Genomic DNA, 19,364 nt, shown 5'->3' with positions numbered 1-19,364 from the left:
GCTTCGTTTTGCGTTGCGAAAACGTCCGCACTTAGGCGGCGGAATCCGTCTGCTTGACCGTGCACATCAAGTCAGCTTCGACCGCCAGCGACCCTTCGACCTCCGCGCGCCCCTTAAATTTCCAGATGCCACGCATGTAGCGCTCGAACGAAATATTCAGAATCAGCTGATCACCTGGTTCAACGACACGCTTGAAACGCGCGTTATCGATGCCGACAAAGTAATATAGCGTCGTGTCCGGATCGTGTGGCTCCTCGGAAAACGTGAGCAACCCAGCGGTCTGCGCAAGCGCCTCCAGGATCAGCACGCCTGGCATCACCGGCCGCGTCGGGAAATGGCCGATGAAATACGGTTCGTTGATCGTCACGTTCTTCAGTGCCTTGATGCGCTTATGCGGTTCAAGCTCCAGCACGCGGTCAACGAGCAGAATCGGATAGCGATGCGGCAACAGCGTGAAAATCTTGTGGATGTCCAGGTTTATTGTTTCAGTGCTCATGGTGTTTCGGCGCGACTGGGTCGCGCATTGCGTGCAGTGTGTTACGGCCGCTCGCCGGCATCGCCGCGCGGCGTATGCCCCGCGTCAAGCGCGGCTTCGAGCGTCTTAATGCGCTCGCGCAGCTTATCAATGTTGCGCAGCAGCGCTGCGCTCTTGTTCCAGTCACCGTGGGGCACGGCGGGAAACGCGCTCGTATAGATGCCCGGCTTGAGTAGCGATTTGGAGACCCCGGACTTCGCGGTCACGATCACACGATCGGCGAGCGTAACGTGGCCGGCAACGCCGACTGCGCCACCGATCATGCAGTGCCGACCGATCGTCGTGCTGCCAGCGATACCCGCGCAACCGGCGATCACCGTGTAGGCGCCGATCCGGCAGTTGTGCCCGATCTGCACTAGGTTGTCGATTTTCACGCCCTGTTCGATGACCGTGTCAGCCATCGCGCCGCGATCAATTGTCGTGTTCGCACCGATCTCGACGTCCGAGCCAACCGTCACCGCGCCGACCTGCGGTATCTTCACCCATTCGCCGGTCTGCTCGTCCTCTTCGCCGACGAAGTCCGGCGCAAAGCCGAAGCCATCCGCGCCGATCACCGCACCTGAATGCACGACCACACGCTCGCCAAGCTGACAGCCATGGTACACGGTCACGTTCGGGTACAAGCGCGAATCGTCACCGATCACCGCGCCATGGCCGACGAAAGCATGCGCGTCGATGCGCACGCGCTCGCCGATTACCGCGCCCGCCTCGATCGTCACGTGGGGGCCGATCGTCGCGCTGGCCGCCACCTTCGCGGCGGGGTCCACCACCGCACCCGGATGAATGCCGGCCAGCGCAGTCGGCAGCGCCTGCGCTGCGAACTGTTGTGCAACGCGCGCAAAATACGCGTACGGGTTCGGCGTCACGACGAAGGCCGGCCCAGGCGCGGCGCCGGTCCCCTCGTGCTCGGCTTGCAGCTTGGTCAGATCCGGCTGGCTGATCAATACCGCCGCCGCACGCGTCGAGCTGGCCTGCGATAAATACTTCGGATTGGCGACAAAGGCAAGCTGGCCGGGGCCCGCGCTGTCCAGCGGCGCGAGACCCGCGATCGTGCGGCCCGCGTCACCCACGACTGTGCCGCCGTAGCGTTGCGTCAACTGGGCTAGCGTCATCGACATGCGCGGCGATACCCTGGTCAATTCGACGTGCCGTTGGCGAGCGCCTTCAGCACCTGGTCTGTGATGTTGATGCGCGGGCTCACGTAGACTGCCTCCTGCACCACCAGATCATAGTGCTGCTGCTCGGCGATCTGCCGGATCACCTTGTTGGCCCGATCCAGCACGCCAGCCAGTTCCTCGTTGCGACGCTGGTTCAGATCCTCGCGAAACTCGCGCTGCTTGCGTTGGAAGTCCGTATCGAGCTGCGCGAGGTCGCGCTGCCGCTGCTGCCGCTCGGACGTGGACATCGACGCACCATTCTTATCTAGGTTGTCGGACATCGCCTTGAGCTTTTGGGCCATCCCCTGCAGGTCGCGGTCGCGCTTGGAGAACTCCTGCTCGAGCTTGGACTGCGCGGACTTGGCCGGCGCCGACTCGCGCAGGATGCGGTCTGAGTCGACTGCCGCGATGCGTGCCTCTTGCGCATAGGCGGTCACTGCGGCGGTGCCCGCGGACATTGCGAGCACGCCCATTGCGATATAGCGGGAAAATTTTCTAGTCAGCAAAGTCACCTCTTAAGCCGATGAATGTTCGTCAGAATGCCGTACCGATCTGGAACTGGAATTTCTGGTATTGATCGCCGTTATGCTTGACCAGCGGGAAGCCCAGGCTCAGTTTCAACGGTCCAATCGGCGAGATCCACGCCAAGCCCAAGCCGTAGCCGTAGCGCAAGCCGTTCGCGCCGATACTGTTGCCTTCGGTCCCCCATACGTTACCGCCGTCGAGGAACGTGAACACGCGCAAAGTTCGATCGTAGCCCGTCCCGGGCAGTGGGAACGTCAACTCGATGTTGCCCACGATCATCTTCGAGCCCCCGATCGGATCGGTTGTCGCCTTGTCGCGCGGACCCAGCGAACTCGGCTCGTAGCCACGCACCGACCCGATACCGCCGGCAAAGTAGTTCTTGAAAATCGGATACGGCTTGCCGCCGAGCCCGTTGCCATAGCCGCCTTGCAGGTTCAAGCCCAGCACGAAGCCGCGGGCGAACGAGTAATAGTATTGCGCCTGCAGATCGGCCTTGTAGTACTGCGCCTTGCCGATCGGCGTGCCGTATTCAGCGTTCGCCTGCGTGTAGTAGCCGCGGCTGGGCACCAGCGCGCTGTCGCGCGCGTCACGCGACCAACCGACGGTGACCGGCACGTTGTTCGACACGCGGCCGAACTGGTTCACGTAATCGATGTAGCTCTGCGGCGTTGCCGAGTCGATGTCCAGGCGGTTCTGCTCGACGCCGGCACCGAAATACACGGTGTCAGCTTCCGAGAACGGAATACCGAATTTTAGATCGCCGCCCGCGGTGATGATCCGAAAGCTCGAATTGGTCGAATAATACAGCGGCTGGTACGTGCGATAGTAAACATCGGTGATCCGCTTGATGCCGTCGATCGTGAAGTACGGATCAACCTGCGTGACGGCCAGCGTGCGGTACGTACGAGCGGTGTTCACGTTCACCGACAGGCTCGTGCCGGAGCCGAACACGTTGTCCTGCGACACGCCGGCCGACAGCACGACCTTGTCGGTCGACGAGAAGCCTGCGCCAAGTGTAATCGCGCCGGTTGGCTTTTCGGTCACCTTCACGTCGACATCAACCTGGTCGTTCGTGCCCTCCACCGGTGTCGTCGTCACGTCCACGTCAGTGAAGTAGCCTAGCCGGTTAACCCGATCCTTTGACAACGTGAGCCGGCGGCTGTCGAACCACGAACTCTCGAATTGCCGCATCTCGCGGCGGATCACCTCGTCGCGCGTCTTGTTGTTGCCCGTGATGTTCACGCGGCGAACGTAGACGCGCTGGCTCGGATCAACCTGCAGAATCAGGTTGACCGTATGGTGCGCCTGATCGATGTCCGGCTGCGCGTTCACACTGGCGAACGCGTAGCCATACTCACCCAGCTTATCGACGATCGCCTTGGTCGACGCCTGCAACTTCTCTGCGGAAAACCGGTCGCCCGGCTTCAACTGCACGAGCTTCGCAAGTTCGGCCTCCTTGTCGAGCACGTTGCCGGCGAGCTTGATGCTCGATATCTTGTACGGCTCGCCCTCATGCAGCGTGACCGTCAGGTACATATCTTTTTTGTCCGGCGAGATCGACACTTGCGTCGAGTCGATATTGAACTCGAGATAGCCGCGGTTCAAGTAGTACGAGCGGATATTCTCCAGGTCGCCTGTCAGCTTTTCCTTTGAATACAGGTCGGCCTTTGTGTACCACGAGAACCAGTTCGGCGTGGACAACTGCATCTCGTCGCGCAATGTGCTGGTCGAGAACGTCTTGTTGCCAATGAAATTGATCTGGCGAATTTTCGCACTTGGCCCCTCGACGACCGAGAACAGGATCGACACGCGATTGCGGTCGATCGGCGTGACCGTCGTCTTTACCTGCGCTGCGTAGTAGCCGCGCGTCAGGTATTGCCGCTTCAGTTCCTGCTCAGCCTTGTCGACCAGCGCCTTGTCGTAATAGCGCCCATTGGACAGGCCGACCGCGCGCAGCGCCTTGGTCAGATTGTCCTTGTCGAACTCGTGGATGCCGGCGAAGTCGATCGAGCCAATGGCCGGACGCTCCTGCACGTTAACGACTACGACGTCGTTTTGCGCCAGGATCTTGACGTCACTAAAGAAGCCGGTCGCATACAATGCACGGATGGCTTCCGATCCCTTGTCGTCGATAAACGTATCGCCTTGCTTGATCGGCAAGTAGGCAAACACGGTGCCCGGCTCCACCCGCTGCAGTCCTTCGAGGCGGATGTCCTTGACGACAAACGGCACCGTAGCATGCGCAACTATCCCGTGTGCCGCGAGCATCGCAGCCGCAACCGTCTTAGGAACAAAGCGGTGATGTTTGAACAACTTGCTTCCCCAATGTTTTTGCTGTTGCGATGCATGCCGCGCCACCCGCGCGCACATGGCATCGACTTAGAAATGAATCAGACGTGACAAGTCGTTGAACAGCGCGATCGCGGACAATGCAACGATGCACACGAGACCTGCCCTTTGTAAAATCAGTTGCCAGCGTTCCGAAACAGCCTTGCCCGTCGCGGCTTCAACCAGATAATATAACAGATGCCCCCCATCCAATACCGGAATCGGCAACAGATTCAGCACGCCGAGACTGATACTCACCAGCGCCAGAAACGACGCAAACGACGCAACGCCCAGTTGCGCGCTCTTGCCCGCGTAGTCGGCGATCGTGACCGGCCCGGACAGGTTCTTCAGCGAAGCCTGGCCGCTGAGCATCCGCCAGAACATGCGCACTGAATAGGTCGAAATATCCCACGTGCGCCGCGCCCCTAGCTGCAGGCTTTCCGTTAAACCGTATTTCACGTCCACAGTCTGCACCTGCGTGGCCATCGCCGCACCGATGCGGCCGACCGCCTGGCCGCCGGCCACATCAAGCCGTTCGTCGGGCACTACCTCGATGTTGCGACGCGCGCCGTCGCGCTCGACCGTGATCGTTAAATGCTTGAGCGCATGCGCCTGGATCGTCGCAATGAACGCCTGTGCGCCCTGCACTGCCTTGCCGTCGAGCGCGACGACCACATCGCCCGCAGCCAGCCCCGCGCGCTGCGCCGCGCTGTCCGGCTCCACACTGGCCACCCGCAACTTGCCGCCCGGCTCGAAACCCAGGCGCTCGATGACATCCTCGTCCTGTTCCGCGCGCGTTGCCCGCGACAAATCGACTGGGTAATCGAGCGTATCGTTACCCATCTTGGCCAGCAGCACGATGTTGCGCTGGTCGAACTGCGCATCGAGCAGCTTCCAGCGCAAATCGCTCCAGGAGCGCACCGACTCGGTGGTCCCATCCGGCGCCCGCACTGCCACCACGGTCTCGCCGCCGACGAAGCCGGCGCGCTGCGCGACCGAATCGACGGCAGGAGCCGCCAGCGTGGCCACCGGCTCCTCGACACCGCCCGCGTAGACACCCGCCAGCAGCATGATCGCCAGCAGAAAATTGGCGAGCGGTCCGCCGGCGACGATGGCAAAGCGCCAGCCGACGGGCTTGCGGTTGAATGCGTGCGGTAGATCCTGCGCAGCGATGCGCGTATCGGTATCGCGCTCGTCGAGCATCTTCACGTAGCCGCCCAGTGGCAGCGCGCAGAGTGTCCACTCGGTGCCGGTGATCGGGCTGGTCCGGCGCAGCAGCGGCCGGCCAAAGCCGACGGAAAAGCGCAACACCTTGACGCCAGCGGCGCGTGCGATCAGATAATGGCCGAATTCATGCACGACGACCAAGATGCCGATCGCGACAATGAACGAAACCAGTTGAATCAACAAACTCATGCGACCCTCGCTGCAATATGCCGCACGTGACGGCCCGCCGAATGAACGCGTGTATCAGCCCAGCTGGCTAGCCGCCGCCCCGCCACGCACGCTAGACCGGTCACGCGTACGGTGACGGGCCAGCGCCTCTTGTGCCGCACGGCGCGCCTGCGCATCGACGTCGAGCACCGCATCCAGCGTCGTGGCAATATCAGCCTGGACTTGCTCGAGCACGTCACTGACGACTGCCGCGATCGCGGTAAATCCGATGTGTCGCGCAAGAAACGCTTCGACCGCGACTTCGTTCGCCGCGTTCAATACCGTGCTCGCCGAGCCGCCGTCGCGCAATGCCTGCAGCGCGAGCGCCAGACACGGAAAGCGCTCGTAGTCGGGCGGCTCAAAGGTCAACGTCGCCACCTGCGCCAGATCCAGCGGCTCGACGCCCGACACGATCCGCGTCGGAAACGCCAGTGCATAAGCGATCGGCGTGCGCATATCGGGATGGCCCAGTTGCGCGAGTGTCGAGCCATCCGCATACGACACCAGCGAATGGATCACACTTTGCGGATGGATCAACACATCGATCTGCTCGGGCCGCAGATCGAACAGCCAGCGCGCCTCGATCACCTCGAGGCCCTTGTTCATCATCGTGGCCGAATCGACCGAGATCTTGCGCCCCATGACCCAGTTCGGATGCTTGCACGCCTGCTCCGGCGTCACGTCAACCAGCGTAGCCGGTTCACGCAGCCGGAATGGACCGCCGGACGCGGTCAGCTGGATCCGGGTCACGGCGCCGCGCAAACCAGGCTCGCGCGGAAAGCACTGGAAAATGGCGTTGTGCTCACTGTCAACGGGTAGCAGCGCAGCGCCACTGGCATAGACTGCGTCCATGAACAATGCGCCGGACATCACCAGCGCCTCCTTGTTCGCGAGCAAGATCCGCTTGCCGGCACGCGCCGCTGCCAGCGTCGGCTCCAGCCCGGCCGCACCCACAATAGCGGCGACCACCGTATTGCAAGCGGCGTCCGACGCGGCGGCGGCCAGTGCGTCGCGGCCGTAGTCAACGCGCGTCGCACAGCCCGCCTCGCGCAGCCGCGCCTGCAACTGCATGGCCGTTCGCGCATCGCCGACCACCGCGACGTGTGGCGCGAAGCGCACGCATTGCTCAGCGAGTTTTTCCCAGTTGCGGTGCGCAGTCAACGCGTGGATCGAGAATCGATCCGGATGCCGGGCGATCACGTCCAGCGTGCTATCGCCGATCGAGCCCGTCGAGCCCAGCAGGGTCACACAATGTTGCGTCATCAATGATTTCAGCTCAAAAGCAGCATTGCCAGCGGCAGCACGGGCAGCAGCGCGTCGATCCGGTCCAGCACGCCGCCATGGCCGGGCAGCAACTGGCTCGAATCCTTCACGCCGGCCTGGCGCTTCAACAGCGACTCGAACAGGTCGCCGACAACGCTGCAGGCGACCAGCATGCTCAGCGCGAGCGCCGCGCCCACCACGCCGAGGCGCCCAACCAGCACGCCAGCCACGGTTGGCTCGCCTAGATGCGCGGCAAGCGCAAACGCCGCGACCACGATGACCGATAGCCATCCGCCGATCGCTCCTTCCCATGTCTTACCCGGACTGATCGCCGGCGCCAGCTTGTGCCGGCCAAAGCGCCTGCCCACGAAATATGCGCCGATATCGGCAAGCCAGACGATCAGCAGCAGCGACAGTACGAATACGACGCCGGTCGCGCGCGCGACTACCAACGCATGCCAGCACGCGACGAACAGCACTAGGCCGGCCGCCAGCAGGAAACCGCGCCACGCGCCACTGGCCAGCGCTGGTTTGCGCAGCAGCGCGAACGGCGCAGCGGCAACCCAGAACACCGCGGCCGCCCGCGATACCGCGTCACCGCGCGGCGCACCCGCGAACACATAGGCGAGCAGCACCACGCCGGCCAGCGCCGCATAGGCGAACGGCCAGACGCCCGGCAGCTTCAATAGCCTGGCCCATTCCCATGCGGCAAACACCAGCACAAAGCCGATCAGTGCGCCGAAAACGCCCAACGGCGCAAACAGCGTAATGGGCAGTAAAACGGCCAGCAGGACGATCGCCGTAACGACACGGGTTCTTAGCATGAAAGCGAATCGACGTTTTGCGACTGCCGGCTGAGTTGCGCGCTGGTGCGCCCGAAGCGCCGTTCGCGCTCGCGGTACGAAGCGATCGCCTTACTCAATTCCGCGTCATTAAAGTCCGGCCAGAACACGTCAGTGAAATACAATTCGGTATAAGCTAGTTGCCACAGTAGAAAATTGCTGACGCGCTGCTCCCCGCCGGTGCGAATGAACAAGTCCGGCTCCGGCGCATACGCCATCGCCAAGTGTTGCGTGAAGCTCGCCTCGTCCACATTCTGCATCGCACCTGCATCCACGCATTGCTGCGCAATCTTGCGCGTGGCCTGTAAGATGTCCCACCGGCCGCCATAATTGGCGGCGATGGTCAGCGTCAAACCGGTATTGGCTGCCGTCTTGGCTTGCGCGCGACGCACGAGTTCCTGAATCCGGGGCTCGAACATCGACAAGTCGCCAACCACATGCAGCCGGATGCCATTCGTATGCAAGCGCGCAATTTCACGCTCGAGCGCGCTGATGAACAGACGCATCAGAAACGATACCTCGTCGACCGGCCGCCGCCAGTTCTCGGAACTGAACGCAAACAGCGTCAGGAACTCGACGCCACGCGCCGCGCACGCCTCGACGATCGTGCGCACCGCATCGAGCCCCTTCGTATGACCCGCAACGCGCGGCAGCCGCCTGCGCTGCGCCCAGCGGCCATTGCCATCCATGATGATCGCGATATGCCGCGGCACGTCCGTGACGCTCGGGGTGCACACAGTGGAACTGGTATAGGTCATTGTCTCGTCGTTGCGCCTTGGCCAGCGACGATGCAAAGCAAGCGGCGGCGCCCAAGGCACCGCCGTCGCGTCACACCGTCATGATTTCCGTTTCTTTGGTCTGAACCAACTTCTCGATCTCAGCGACGAACTTGTCGGTCAGCTTCTGAACTTCGTCTTGCGCCCGACGTTCATCATCCTCGGAGATGTCCTTGTCCTTCAGCAGCTTTTTCAACTGATCGTTCGCGTCGCGGCGCAGGTTACGCACTGCCACCTTCGCGCTTTCGCCTTCCGACTTCACGACCTTGGTCAGCTCGCGGCGACGCTCTTCGGTCAGCGCCGGCATCGGCACACGGATCAAGTCGCCTTGCGTCGCCGGGTTCAGACCAAGATCCGACTCGCGAATCGCCTTCTCGACGACCGCGACCATCTTCTTCTCCCACGGCTGCACGCCAATCGTACGGGCATCGACCAGTGTCAGGTTTGCGACCTGCGAGATCGGTACATTCGAGCCGTAGTAGTCGACCTGGATATGGTCAAGCAAGCCGGTATGGGCGCGCCCCGTGCGGATCTTCGCCAGATCGCTCTTAAACGCCTCTAACGAGCGCTGCATCTTCTGCTCCGCGCCCTTCTTGATGTCTGCGACAGTCATTCAAACCTCCGAAACGATGTGGTCGGATGCCGGCCGTGTGCGAATTGGCCACGCCGGGCATTCGCCCACCCTGCAAGTTTACACGTGCACCAGCGTGCCCTCGTCATCGCCTTGCACGATGCGCTTCAGGGCGCCGGGCTTATTGATCGAGAACACCCGGATCGGCAACTTCTGGTCGCGGCACAGCGCGAACGCCGTCGCATCCATCACCTGCAGATTGCGGCTGATCGCCTCATCGAAGCTGATCATCGCATAACGCGTGGCCGTCGGGTCCTTCTTCGGGTCGGCGGAGTAGACGCCATCAACCTTGGTGGCCTTGAGCACGACTTCCGCGCCGATCTCCGCGCCGCGCAGCGCGGCGGCGGTGTCCGTGGTGAAAAATGGATTGCCAGTGCCAGCCGCAAAAATGACGACGCGTCCTTCCTCCAGCTGCCGAATCGCACGCGGCCGAATATAGGGCTCGACCACTTGATCCATCCGCAACGCGGACTGCACGCGCGCCTCGATGCCTGCATGGCGCATCGCATCCTGCAACGCTAATGCATTCATCATCGTCGCGAGCATCCCCATGTAGTCCGCCGTCGCGCGGTCCATGCCTGCCGCGCCACCCGCTACGCCCCGAAAGATATTGCCGCCGCCGATCACGACGGCGAGCTGGGCACCCAGATTCACCACGTCGACGATATCCGCGACGATTCGCTCGATCGTCATGCGATTGATGCCAAACGCATCATCGCCCATCAGGGCTTCGCCGGAGAGTTTGAGCAGCAGGCGTTTGTAGACAGTTGACATGAAAGGTATCCGTTCGCGCCGAAAAGGACTTCAGAACTGTATGAGGGAAATGCGTTGCGGATCAAGCACTGCAAAAACGCATCGCGCCGTCCGACGCTCACCCGGACGCATGCGATGCGCCGGCACGGCAGCGGATCGTCTCGCCGGCCGAAGGACACCCGCGTGGGCGGGGCCCCGGCAACACGGCCTCGCTGCAAGCACGGCGCCACGCCTGGATGGGCGCGCTACCGTTGCCGCAACGGCTTACTGCTTCTGCGCGGCGGCGACCTGCGCGGCCACTTCGGCCGCGAAGTCATCCTGGCGCTTTTCGATGCCTTCGCCGACGACGAACAGCGCAAAGCGCTGCACCGTCGTATTCGCGGCCTTGAGCATCTGCTCGACGGTCTGCTTATCGTTCTTCACAAACGGCTGGTTCAACAGCGACACCTCCTTCAGGTACTTTTGCACGCTGCCTTCGACCATCTTCGCGACGATCTCGGCCGGCTTGCCCGACTCGGCCGCCTTCTGTTCAGCGATGCTGCGCTCTTTCGCGATCAGCTCGGCTGGCACGTCGGCCGACGACAGCGACACCGGCTTCATCGCGGCGATGTGCATCGCAACGTCCTTGCCGACCTGCTCGTCGGCGCCGTCGTATTCGACCAGCACACCGATGCGCGTGCCGTGTAGGTACGACGCCAGTTTACGCGCGGTCTCAAAGCGCGAAAAGCGGCGGATCGTCATGTTTTCGCCGATTTTGCCGACCAGTGCAGTCCGCACCGCATCCACCGTCGAGCCGTCCAGCGACAGCGCGGACAGCGCAGTGACGTCGGCCGGATTCTGCGTGGCAACCAGTTCCGCGACCTTTTTTGAGAAAGCGATAAAATCTTCGTTCTTTGCGACGAAGTCCGTTTCGCAGTTCAACTCGACCAACGCGCCGGCGCCATTGCCAATGAACGACACGATCACGCCTTCCGCGGTCACGCGCGCCGCCGCCTTGCTCGCCTTATTGCCGAGCTTTACACGCAGCAACTCCTCGGCGCGGGCCATGTCGCCGTCGGCCTCGGTCAACGCCTTCTTGCATTCCATCATCGGCGCATCGGTCTTCGCGCGCAGTTCTGCAACCATACTTGCGGTAATTGCCGCCATTGTTCGCTCCTGTCAATCTGTCGGACTATTCCGGTTGTCTACACGCCGCGCGGACACCGCGCGCGGCCACGATCCGTTGTCCCACTACGCCGCTCGCGCAAGCCGCGCATCGCGGCGGCACCTGGGCCGGGAACCGCACCAGCTAAAAAAAAGGGGCTCAGTGAAGCCCCTTGTCTGGCTGGTCGCTGATGCAGGGTTAGGCCTGCTCGTTGACCTCGACGAACTCGTCGTCGCCACGGGTCGACTGCACAACATCGTTCAACGCATTCGCGCGACCTTCGAGAATCGCATCGGCGACCCCCTGCGCGTACAACACGACCGCTTTGCTCGCGTCGTCGTTACCCGGAATCACATAGTCAACGCCATCTGGCGAGTGGTTCGTGTCGACGACCGCAATAACCGGCACGCCGAGCTTTTTCGCCTCAGTGACGGCGATCTTATGGTAGCCGACGTCGATCACGAAGATCGCGTCCGGAATGCCGCCCATGTCCTTCACGCCACCAATCGACTTTTGCAGCTTTGCCATTTCGCGCTCAAACATCAGCGCTTCCTTCTTGCTCATCTTCTCGACTTCGCCGGACTCGATCGCCGCTTCCATGTCCTTGAGCTTCTTGATCGACGTCTTCAGCGTCTTGAAGTTCGTCAACATCCCGCCGAGCCAGCGGTTGTTCACGTACGGCATGCCAGCGCGTGCCGCTTCCTCTGCGATCGTGTCACGCGACTGACGCTTCGTGCCAACGAACAGGATCGTGCCCCGATTCGCCGCCAACTGACGCACGTACTTCAGCGCGTCGTTGTACATCGGCAACGTCTTTTCGAGGTTGATGATGTGGATCTTGTTGCGGTGACCGAAGATGAACGGTGCCATCTTCGGGTTCCAGAAGCGGGTCTGGTGACCGAAGTGCACACCCGCTTCCAACATCTGACGCATCGTAACTGCCATGAAATTCTCCACGAAGGGTTGAGTCTGAAACCGGTTGCCGCATCCGCGCCTATATCGCGCGAACACCCTTGGACGCACCGGTTTGTGATTTAGCCGATTACAAGCCGACTAGCCCGATATTGTAGCACGCGTATATGGTGCCCCTCAAGCACACTGGTTGCACGAGCACGGTAATCAGCGCATTCGGATCATGTGCGCGCTTTGCCGTAGCCCGCTTCGCATGCCGATGTTATTCCTCCAGGTATTCCAGCAATTCGGCGCGAGCGTCCTCGCTGAGCGGATTGCGTTCAACGAATGCCAGGATCTCGTTTTTTGCGTTTTCCCATTGCTGCGCAGGCAAGAACGGGATAAACCGGTCGTCCATTTCCTCGAGTACAAGCAGCACATCCGTTTCATCACCGCCGTCAAGCAGACGCAGTCCCCGCTGCCATAACTGGCTTGACAGCGCTTCATTCAACTTCGTCGTGCTCTCGAGCAGCCCGAGTGCCACCCATATGCGATGCTCGGGTAACGCGCGTTGAATGGCCGGCTCGAGTAGCGATAACTCATGCGCTTGTTGTTCTGTCGGCAATACCGCGAGCGCGGACGGCAGGTAGTGTAGTGCCTCGCCCAATTGGTGATCGGGCAGCGATAGCGTCAAGTGCCGCAGATCGGCATAGTGCACGGCTCTGTGCTCGGCGGGCAACGCCCATATCATGTTAGCTAGCATGCCGATCACTGCACCTCGGTGTGACGCGGGTAGGCGTTGCACCCATTGCTGCAATATTCGGTAATACTCGATGGTTTTCGTCTGCGCATGCGCATCGCGGCGGAGGCCAGGCAGTAGTTTCGTCAATTCCACGAGCAGATCGGCCTGGCCAGCTGCGTCCAACGCGGGAAGCCGGCCCAGAAAAGCTTGATATTCGTTTTCGTACCGCGCCCCACCAATTGACCCGCATCTAAGCAACGATGCCACAGCGGCCCAAGTGCTTCCTTGTTCACGGCTGCGTCGTTCGGCGTCTGCATACGCAAATTCATATAAAGGACGCTGCAGCCGGTCGGAAAAATTGAGTATGGACCGGATCATGTCTTTTTGTATTGGTAAGCCTTGCCGCGGCACACGGCCTGCGGCCTCGAAAAATCGTTGAAACGCGCCTAGCTGCTGCTCTTCCGGCAGATCCGATAACCGCGGCCACAATGCGTCAAGCGGCTCGGCGCGCAACATCGGCTCGGCGTGAATACGCTCGATTTCAGCGAGCAGTTGTTGCATCGACGCCAGATCCATTTCACGGGCATAGTGTGCCCGCCGACAGCAAAGCCAACTCAGCCGCCTTTCTTGCAATCCGCGGTATGTCCGCCTGTCCACCGTCGCCAAGTTGCCAATATCGTTGAAAGGCAGGTGGGCGGCCAACTGCTGAATGATCTCGGGCGGCAGGTCGTGGTACGTCGTCGGACGGCTTGTCCGATTCGTCGCCCAATGCATCGTCGGACGGCTTGCCGAGCCAGCCGCCGCACCGGTCGTCGAGCTTGGCTGCCCACCTGCGCTCGCAGGTACCGTCAGGCCAGGCGGATGAGGCGGTGCGGCTGTGGTAGGACGACCGGCTTGCCGACTTTCCGTGGCATATAAAGCGGTTTGAACGCTGTTAATCGTGGAGTTCGAATCGTAATCCATTGGCAAGCTCACTCGGTTATGCATTGAGGACGGGCATGGAAAGGACTACCCAGGCGCTTCAGACCCACGTCATAGCCATCGCCCAAACATCACGCATACGCTAGCACATCCCTTGGCCGATCTTAGCGCTGCAGCATTTCTCGACATCCTGCCCCACTTTGCCGATGACGACGCTGCGCCGTGCGTGCGAGCCCCTGTGGGCGCGCAGCGAAAATGCGATAATGTGGCGCAACTTCATGCCATTTATCCAGCGTGGTCCCCTATGACCGTCACGATTAAAACCGAACACGACATCGCAAAGATGCGCGTCGCCTGCCGCCTTGCGAGTGAGGTACTTGATTACATCACGCCTTTCATCCAGCCCGGCATCACCACCGGCGAGCTCGACCGGCTCTGCCACGAGTACATGCTCAATGAGCAGCACACCGTGCCCGCGCCGCTGAACTACCAGCCGCCCGGCTATCCGCCGTATCCGAAAGCAACCTGCATCTCCGTGAACGATGTGATTTGCCACGGTATCCCCGGCGACAAGTCATTAAAGAGCGGCGACACGTTGAACATCGACATCACGGTGATCAAGGACGGTTACTTTGGTGACACGAGCCGTATGTTCATCGTCGGCGAAGGATCGATCTTGGCCAAGCGGCTTGTGCAGGTCACGTATGAATGCATGTGGCTCGGCATTGAACAGGTGCAGCCCGGCGCGCATCTGGGCGACATCGGGCACGCAATTCAGCGTCACGCCGAAGCGCATGGCTACAGCGTCGTGCGCGAATATTGCGGCCATGGCATCGGCACTGCGTTCCACGAGGATCCGCAGATCCTGCACTACGGTCGCCCCGGCACAGGCGTGCAAATCCAGCCGGGCATGATCTTTACGGTCGAGCCGATGATTAATGCGGGGCGCCGCGACGTCCGCACGATGCCGGACAAGTGGACCGTCAAGACGCGCGATCGCAGTTTGTCCGCTCAATGGGAGCACACGGTGCTGGTTACGCAAACCGGCTACGAAGTACTAACCGTATCGGCCGGCACGCCAGCCAAGCCGACGATTGCCGTCACCGCGTGAGTTTAGCGTACCGACCCACACCGGCTGCCACACCGATGTGCCGTCACACGCTGCCTGCCTCGCGTCATCATACGGCGTCGGCATGCCGGCCACGCGCAGCGTCACCCGCCGCGCCCGATTTGATGAAACAGGCCTGCCCATGAGTGCCTGCGCTATGGTCACCGAGCCCCCCTCGTCGCTGAAAAACGAATTTAAGGCAGCCAAGGCCCAATTGCTTAAACGGTTTGCGCATGCCGGCAACGTCGACACGCTGATGCGCTCGCTCGCGCGGCGGGTCGACGGCGTGCTCGTCGAGGCGTGGCAGGCGTGTGCGATGCCGCCAGCATTGACGCTGCTTGCTGTGGGCGGCTACGGGCGCGACGAGCTTGCGCCGCATTCCGACATCGACATCCTGGTACTGCTCAACGACGAGCCCGACGCAAACCTGCGGGCCAGTATTGAGCGCTTTATTCGGCTGGCGTGGGACCTGGGGCTTGAACTAGGCAGTAGCGTGCGCACCGTCGAGCAGTGCATCGACGAGGCGCGTCAGGACGTCACCGTGCAAACGTCGCTGCTCGAAGCTCGCTGGATCGTTGGCAACATCACGCTGCAGCAGGCGTTCCTCGCACGCTTTTACGAAACGCTCGATCCGCGCGCATTCTTTACTGCAAAAATGCTCGAGATGCGCCAGCGGCACGCGAAATTCCAAGATTCGCCATACAGTCTCGAGCCGAACTGCAAGGAAAGTCCCGGGGGGCTGCGTGACTTGCAGTTGATCCTATGGATCACGCGCGCCGCCGGCTTCGGTCACAGCTGGCAGGCGCTCGAGGCGCGCGGGCTGATCACCGTGCGCGAAAGCCGCGAGCTGCGGCGCAACGAACAATTTCTGAAAACGTTGCGCGCCCGGCTACACGTGCTCGCCGGACGACGCCAGGACGTTCTCGCGTTTGACCTGCAGACCGCGCTGGCCGAGGCATTCGGCTACCGGTGCACGCGCGAGAAGCGCGCCAGCGAGCAATTGATGCGGCGCTACTACTGGGCCGCCAAGGCAGTCACGCAACTGGCCACGATCCTGATTCAGAACATCGAGGCACAACTGTTCCCGCGGACCAGCGGTGTCACACGCCAATTGTCCGAGCACTTCATCGAGAAACAGGGCATGCTGGAAATCGTCGATGACGACGTGTTCCAGCGCGCACCCAACGCGATCCTAGAGGCATTCCTACTGTACGAGCAGGTGCGAGGGGTCAAAGGTCTGTCCGCCCGGACACTGCGCGCGCTGTACCACGCGCGGGAGGTCATGGACCGGAACTGGCGCCGCGACCCGCAAAACCGCCGCTTGTTCATGGAGATTCTGAAACAGCCGGAAGGTATCACGCACGCACTACGGCTGATGAACCAGACGAGCGTGCTCGGGCGCTACCTGCTCAATTTCCGCCGCATCGTCGGCCAAATGCAGCATGATCTGTATCACGTGTACACGGTCGACCAGCACATCCTGATGGTGCTGCGCAATATCCGGCGCTTCTCAATTGCAGAGCATGCGCACGAGTACCCGTTCTGTAGCCAGCTGTTCGCCAACTTCGAGCGACCGTGGGTGCTGTATATCGCCGCGCTATTTCACGACATCGCGAAAGGCCGCGGCGGCGATCATTCGAAGCTGGGCATGGCCGACGCCCAACGCTTTTGCCGCGAGCACAGCGTTGACCCGCAAGATACCGCGCTGGTCGTATGGCTCGTCGAACATCATCTGACGATGAGCCAGGTTGCCCAGAAGCAAGACACGTCCGACCCGGCCGTAATCGGCCGTTTCGCCGCCCTCGTGCGTAACGAGCGCCGGCTCACCGCACTGTACCTGCTGACCGTGGCGGACATCCGCGGCACCAGCCCAAAGGTCTGGAACGCGTGGAAAGGCAAACTGCTCGAAGACCTGTACCGGGTCACGCTAAACGTGCTAGGGGGCGCCCGGCCGGACCAGCACGCCGAGCTGCGCACGCGCAAAGACGAAGCGCTCGCGCTGCTGAGGCTGCAAACGGTGCCGGACGGCGTGCATCAAGCGCTGTGGGACCAACTCGACGTCGGCTACTTTCTGCGTCATGATGCGGCCGACATCGCATGGCAGACCCGCGTGCTTTACCGGCACGTCCACTGCGCTACCCCGATTGTGCGGGCGCGCCCATCGCCGATCGGCGACGGATTACAGGTGCTCGTCTACTTGCAGGACCGGCCCGACCTGTTCGCCGGCATTTGCGCGTATTTCGAACGCAGCGGCCTGTCCGTGCTCGATGCGCGGGTGAACACCACGCGGCATGGCTACGCGCTAGACAACTTCCTGGTGGTCAGCACTAACGAAGGCGTGCACTACCGCGACATCGTCAACCTCGTCGAGCAACAACTCGCCGCATGGCTCACCTCGCCCGACTTGTTGCCGAAGCCCGCCAAGGGCCGCCTGTCACGCCTGTCGCGTACCTTCCCGATCACGCCGCGCGTCGATCTTCGCGCCGACGAACGGGGGCAGTACTATTTGTTATCGATCTCCGCCAACGACCGGCTTGGGCTGCTGTATGGGATCGCGCGCGTGCTAGCCGACCATCGCGTCGGTGTGCGGGCCGCCCGGATCAACACGCTCGGCGAGCGAGTCGAGGACGTTTTCCTGCTTGATGGCAATGGCTTGGCTGACAGCCGCAAGCAGATCCAACTTGAAACCGAACTACTGCGCGCGATCGCAGTTTAAATCTTATGCGCGTAAAGCTTACCGCGAAACATCCTCGACCAGACTCGCCGTCGCGACAGCCGGTGCGACCCGGCGCGAAGCGCGACGCAACCCGGCGCAGCGCCGCGCAGGCACCGCGGGAAGGCCGCGACGCCGACCAGCGTGCGCCGGCTGGACGTCGCCCCACCCCCCACCCGGCCACGCCCGCCGGCGGTAACACCACTACAGCCAGCAAGCGCCATGGGAGCGTGCGCGCCGACACGCCAGGCAACGCCGTCGTGCCGCGCCGAACGGCGGCCGGGGCGCCTGCCCGCGCGGACTCGGGCGACCGATCTGACGCGCGCGACGCAAGGCGCGCGCCTCGCCTGCCGGGCGCTGCGTCGATGCCCACGCCAACCTCCACGTCATCATCGACCTCGCCCTCACCGGATCGACGACGCACGTCAGCGCGCCGTCTCGCCACCGCACCGACGCAAGCGCGTCGCACCAAGCGGCAAGACGAGGTAGCCGCCGGTGAGCCGTTCCAAGGCACGGATCGCGGCGGTCGCGAGCGCGGCGCGAGTGCCGGCAAGCGTACGCAGGCACAAGCGCCGGCACGTCGCGACAAGCCCGACCATGCCGGTCGCAAGCCGCGCCAATCGCCGGCACAGGCCCTGGCCGAGCGCATCGGTGCGCGAAGCACTGCCGAGCGGAGTCCGGCACGCAGTCCCCGCGAGCGTGGCGGCGGCACACAACAGGTCAAGCGCGCGCCAATGGACTGGACGCGTGCGTCGCGTCCGCGCGCTGATGCGGGCCTGCCGCGCCACGACATCCACCGCGGGATCGAGGCCGATGTGCCCGGCCAGATGCGGTTGTCGAAGCGAATGTCCGAACTCGGCCTGTGCTCGCGCCGCGAAGCCGACGAATGGATTGAGAAGGGCTGGGTCCGCGTCGACGGGCAGATTGTCGACACGCTCGGCGCGAAGGTCACCGCCGCGCAGCACATCGACGTGCTACCCAACGCACGCGCAGCCCAAGCACGGCAAGTGACGATCGTGCTGAACAAGCCGGTCGGATACGTCTCCGGCCAGCCGGAAGGCGACTATCCTCCCGCCGTCGCGCTCATCACGCCGGCCAATCGCTGGAGCGACGATCCCGCGCCTACGCGCTTTTCCGCTACCCATCTGCGCTCACTAGCGCCTGCTGGCCGGCTCGACATCGATTCGACCGGCTTACTCGTGCTCACGCAGGACGGCCGTATCGCCAAGCAGTTGATTGGCGAACAGTCCGAGGTGGAAAAGGAATACTTGGTGCGCGTGCGCTACGGCACGCACACGCAGCAGGTGGAACGCTATTTCCCCATCGATAAGCTAGCGCAACTGCGCGAAGGATTGTCGCTGGACGGCGTGCGGCTCAAGCCGGCGCAGGTCGATTGGCAAAACGGCGAGCAGTTACGCTTTGTGCTGCGCGAGGGCCGCAAACGCCAGATCCGCCGCATGTGCGAATTAGTCGGCCTGGAGGTCGTCGGCCTGAAACGCGTCAGAATAGGCCAACTCGTGCTTGGCGCGCTGCCGTCCGGTAAATGGCGCTATTTGCGCGCGGACGAACACTTCTGAGGCAGCCGGTACCCGCCGGCGACG

At 62.4% G+C, this 19,364-nt stretch carries 16 protein-coding genes; 3 read left to right on the top strand and 13 right to left on the bottom strand.

Features of this window, described 5'->3' with window-relative positions; all coding sequences use genetic code 11:
• Positions 1-31 precede the first annotated feature (31 nt).
• The 13 genes from fabZ to RBRH_RS06435 all read right to left on the bottom strand — a co-directional run bounded on the left by fabZ (position 32) and on the right by RBRH_RS06435 (position 13,795).
• Positions 32-496, bottom strand: a complete 465-nt coding sequence (gene fabZ, locus RBRH_RS06495; protein WP_013435262.1) for a 3-hydroxyacyl-ACP dehydratase FabZ — start codon at positions 494-496, stop codon at positions 32-34.
• Positions 497-537: 41 nt separating this feature from the next.
• Positions 538-1,653, bottom strand: a complete 1,116-nt coding sequence (lpxD, locus tag RBRH_RS06490) for a UDP-3-O-(3-hydroxymyristoyl)glucosamine N-acyltransferase (RefSeq protein ID WP_041753492.1) — start codon at positions 1,651-1,653, stop codon at positions 538-540.
• Between the two features lie 17 nt (positions 1,654-1,670).
• On the bottom strand, positions 1,671-2,204 hold the full coding sequence (locus RBRH_RS06485) for an OmpH/Skp family outer membrane protein (protein ID WP_013435260.1): 534 nt from the start codon (positions 2,202-2,204) through the stop codon (positions 1,671-1,673).
• Between the two features lie 22 nt (positions 2,205-2,226).
• Positions 2,227-4,530 (bottom strand): outer membrane protein assembly factor BamA, encoded by a 2,304-nt coding sequence (gene bamA, locus RBRH_RS06480; protein ID WP_041754255.1) that lies wholly within the window; start codon positions 4,528-4,530, stop codon positions 2,227-2,229.
• A 66-nt stretch (positions 4,531-4,596) separates the two neighbouring features.
• Entirely contained in the window at positions 4,597-5,961 is a 1,365-nt protein-coding gene (rseP, locus tag RBRH_RS06475) for an RIP metalloprotease RseP (RefSeq protein WP_013435258.1), read from the bottom strand.
• A gap of 54 nt (positions 5,962-6,015) precedes the next feature.
• A complete protein-coding gene (locus RBRH_RS06470; protein ID WP_041753488.1) occupies positions 6,016-7,242 on the bottom strand; it encodes a 1-deoxy-D-xylulose-5-phosphate reductoisomerase in 1,227 nt (408 codons plus the stop codon).
• Positions 7,243-7,250: 8 nt separating this feature from the next.
• Positions 7,251-8,066: a phosphatidate cytidylyltransferase gene (locus RBRH_RS06465; RefSeq protein WP_013435256.1), complete on the bottom strand. Its 816-nt coding sequence runs from the start codon at positions 8,064-8,066 to the stop codon at positions 7,251-7,253.
• Positions 8,060-8,842 (bottom strand): isoprenyl transferase, encoded by a 783-nt coding sequence (locus RBRH_RS06460; protein WP_041753486.1) that lies wholly within the window; start codon positions 8,840-8,842, stop codon positions 8,060-8,062. The genes RBRH_RS06465 and RBRH_RS06460 overlap by 7 nt, the downstream gene beginning before the upstream one ends.
• A 70-nt stretch (positions 8,843-8,912) precedes the next feature.
• On the bottom strand, positions 8,913-9,473 hold the full coding sequence (frr, locus tag RBRH_RS06455; RefSeq protein ID WP_013435254.1) for a ribosome recycling factor: 561 nt from the start codon (positions 9,471-9,473) through the stop codon (positions 8,913-8,915).
• A gap of 78 nt (positions 9,474-9,551) precedes the next feature.
• A complete protein-coding gene (gene pyrH, locus RBRH_RS06450) occupies positions 9,552-10,265 on the bottom strand; it encodes a UMP kinase (protein WP_013435253.1) in 714 nt (237 codons plus the stop codon).
• A 243-nt stretch (positions 10,266-10,508) separates the two neighbouring features.
• Complete coding sequence (tsf, locus tag RBRH_RS06445; RefSeq protein ID WP_013435252.1) at positions 10,509-11,390, bottom strand: translation elongation factor Ts; 882 nt, start codon at positions 11,388-11,390, stop codon at positions 10,509-10,511.
• A 196-nt stretch (positions 11,391-11,586) separates the two neighbouring features.
• Entirely contained in the window at positions 11,587-12,333 is a 747-nt protein-coding gene (gene rpsB, locus RBRH_RS06440) for a 30S ribosomal protein S2 (RefSeq protein ID WP_041753484.1), read from the bottom strand.
• Positions 12,334-12,562: 229 nt separating this feature from the next.
• Positions 12,563-13,795, bottom strand: coding sequence for an F-box domain-containing protein (locus RBRH_RS06435; protein WP_157864365.1), 1,233 nt, complete (start codon positions 13,793-13,795; stop codon positions 12,563-12,565).
• A 451-nt stretch (positions 13,796-14,246) separates the two neighbouring features.
• Between RBRH_RS06435 and map the strand changes: the two genes are divergently transcribed.
• The 3 genes from map (at position 14,247) to RBRH_RS17140 (ending at position 19,340) form a co-directional block, all read left to right on the top strand.
• Positions 14,247-15,053, top strand: a complete 807-nt coding sequence (gene map, locus RBRH_RS06430) for a type I methionyl aminopeptidase (protein WP_041753480.1) — start codon at positions 14,247-14,249, stop codon at positions 15,051-15,053.
• Positions 15,054-15,192: 139 nt separating this feature from the next.
• Entirely contained in the window at positions 15,193-17,766 is a 2,574-nt protein-coding gene (locus tag RBRH_RS06425) for a [protein-PII] uridylyltransferase (protein WP_041754253.1), read from the top strand.
• A gap of 62 nt (positions 17,767-17,828) precedes the next feature.
• On the top strand, positions 17,829-19,340 hold the full coding sequence (locus tag RBRH_RS17140; RefSeq protein WP_332414908.1) for a pseudouridine synthase: 1,512 nt from the start codon (positions 17,829-17,831) through the stop codon (positions 19,338-19,340).
• Positions 19,341-19,364 lie beyond the last annotated feature (24 nt).

This window comes from Mycetohabitans rhizoxinica HKI 454, from assembly GCF_000198775.1.
Classification (GTDB): Bacteria; Pseudomonadota; Gammaproteobacteria; order Burkholderiales; family Burkholderiaceae; genus Mycetohabitans; species Mycetohabitans rhizoxinica.
This window is presented reverse-complemented; position numbering and strand designations above follow the sequence as displayed.

Excerpts from the sequence above, each read along its gene's own strand:
- fabZ (WP_013435262.1), bottom strand. The coding sequence starts at position 496 with ATGAGCACTGAAACAATAAACCTGGACATCCACAAGATTTTCACGCTG.
- lpxD (WP_041753492.1), bottom strand. The coding sequence starts at position 1,653 with ATGTCGATGACGCTAGCCCAGTTGACGCAACGCTACGGCGGCACAGTC.
- rseP (WP_013435258.1), bottom strand. The coding sequence starts at position 5,961 with ATGAGTTTGTTGATTCAACTGGTTTCGTTCATTGTCGCGATCGGCATC.
- RBRH_RS06470 (WP_041753488.1), bottom strand. The coding sequence starts at position 7,242 with ATGACGCAACATTGTGTGACCCTGCTGGGCTCGACGGGCTCGATCGGC.
- RBRH_RS06465 (WP_013435256.1), bottom strand. The coding sequence starts at position 8,066 with ATGCTAAGAACCCGTGTCGTTACGGCGATCGTCCTGCTGGCCGTTTTA.
- RBRH_RS06460 (WP_041753486.1), bottom strand. The coding sequence starts at position 8,842 with ATGACCTATACCAGTTCCACTGTGTGCACCCCGAGCGTCACGGACGTG.
- frr (WP_013435254.1), bottom strand. The coding sequence starts at position 9,473 with ATGACTGTCGCAGACATCAAGAAGGGCGCGGAGCAGAAGATGCAGCGC.
- pyrH (WP_013435253.1), bottom strand. The coding sequence starts at position 10,265 with ATGTCAACTGTCTACAAACGCCTGCTGCTCAAACTCTCCGGCGAAGCC.
- tsf (WP_013435252.1), bottom strand. The coding sequence starts at position 11,390 with ATGGCGGCAATTACCGCAAGTATGGTTGCAGAACTGCGCGCGAAGACC.
- rpsB (WP_041753484.1), bottom strand. The coding sequence starts at position 12,333 with ATGGCAGTTACGATGCGTCAGATGTTGGAAGCGGGTGTGCACTTCGGT.
- RBRH_RS06435 (WP_157864365.1), bottom strand. The coding sequence starts at position 13,795 with ATGCATTGGGCGACGAATCGGACAAGCCGTCCGACGACGTACCACGAC.
- map (WP_041753480.1), top strand. The coding sequence starts at position 14,247 with ATGACCGTCACGATTAAAACCGAACACGACATCGCAAAGATGCGCGTC.
- RBRH_RS06425 (WP_041754253.1), top strand. The coding sequence starts at position 15,193 with ATGAGTGCCTGCGCTATGGTCACCGAGCCCCCCTCGTCGCTGAAAAAC.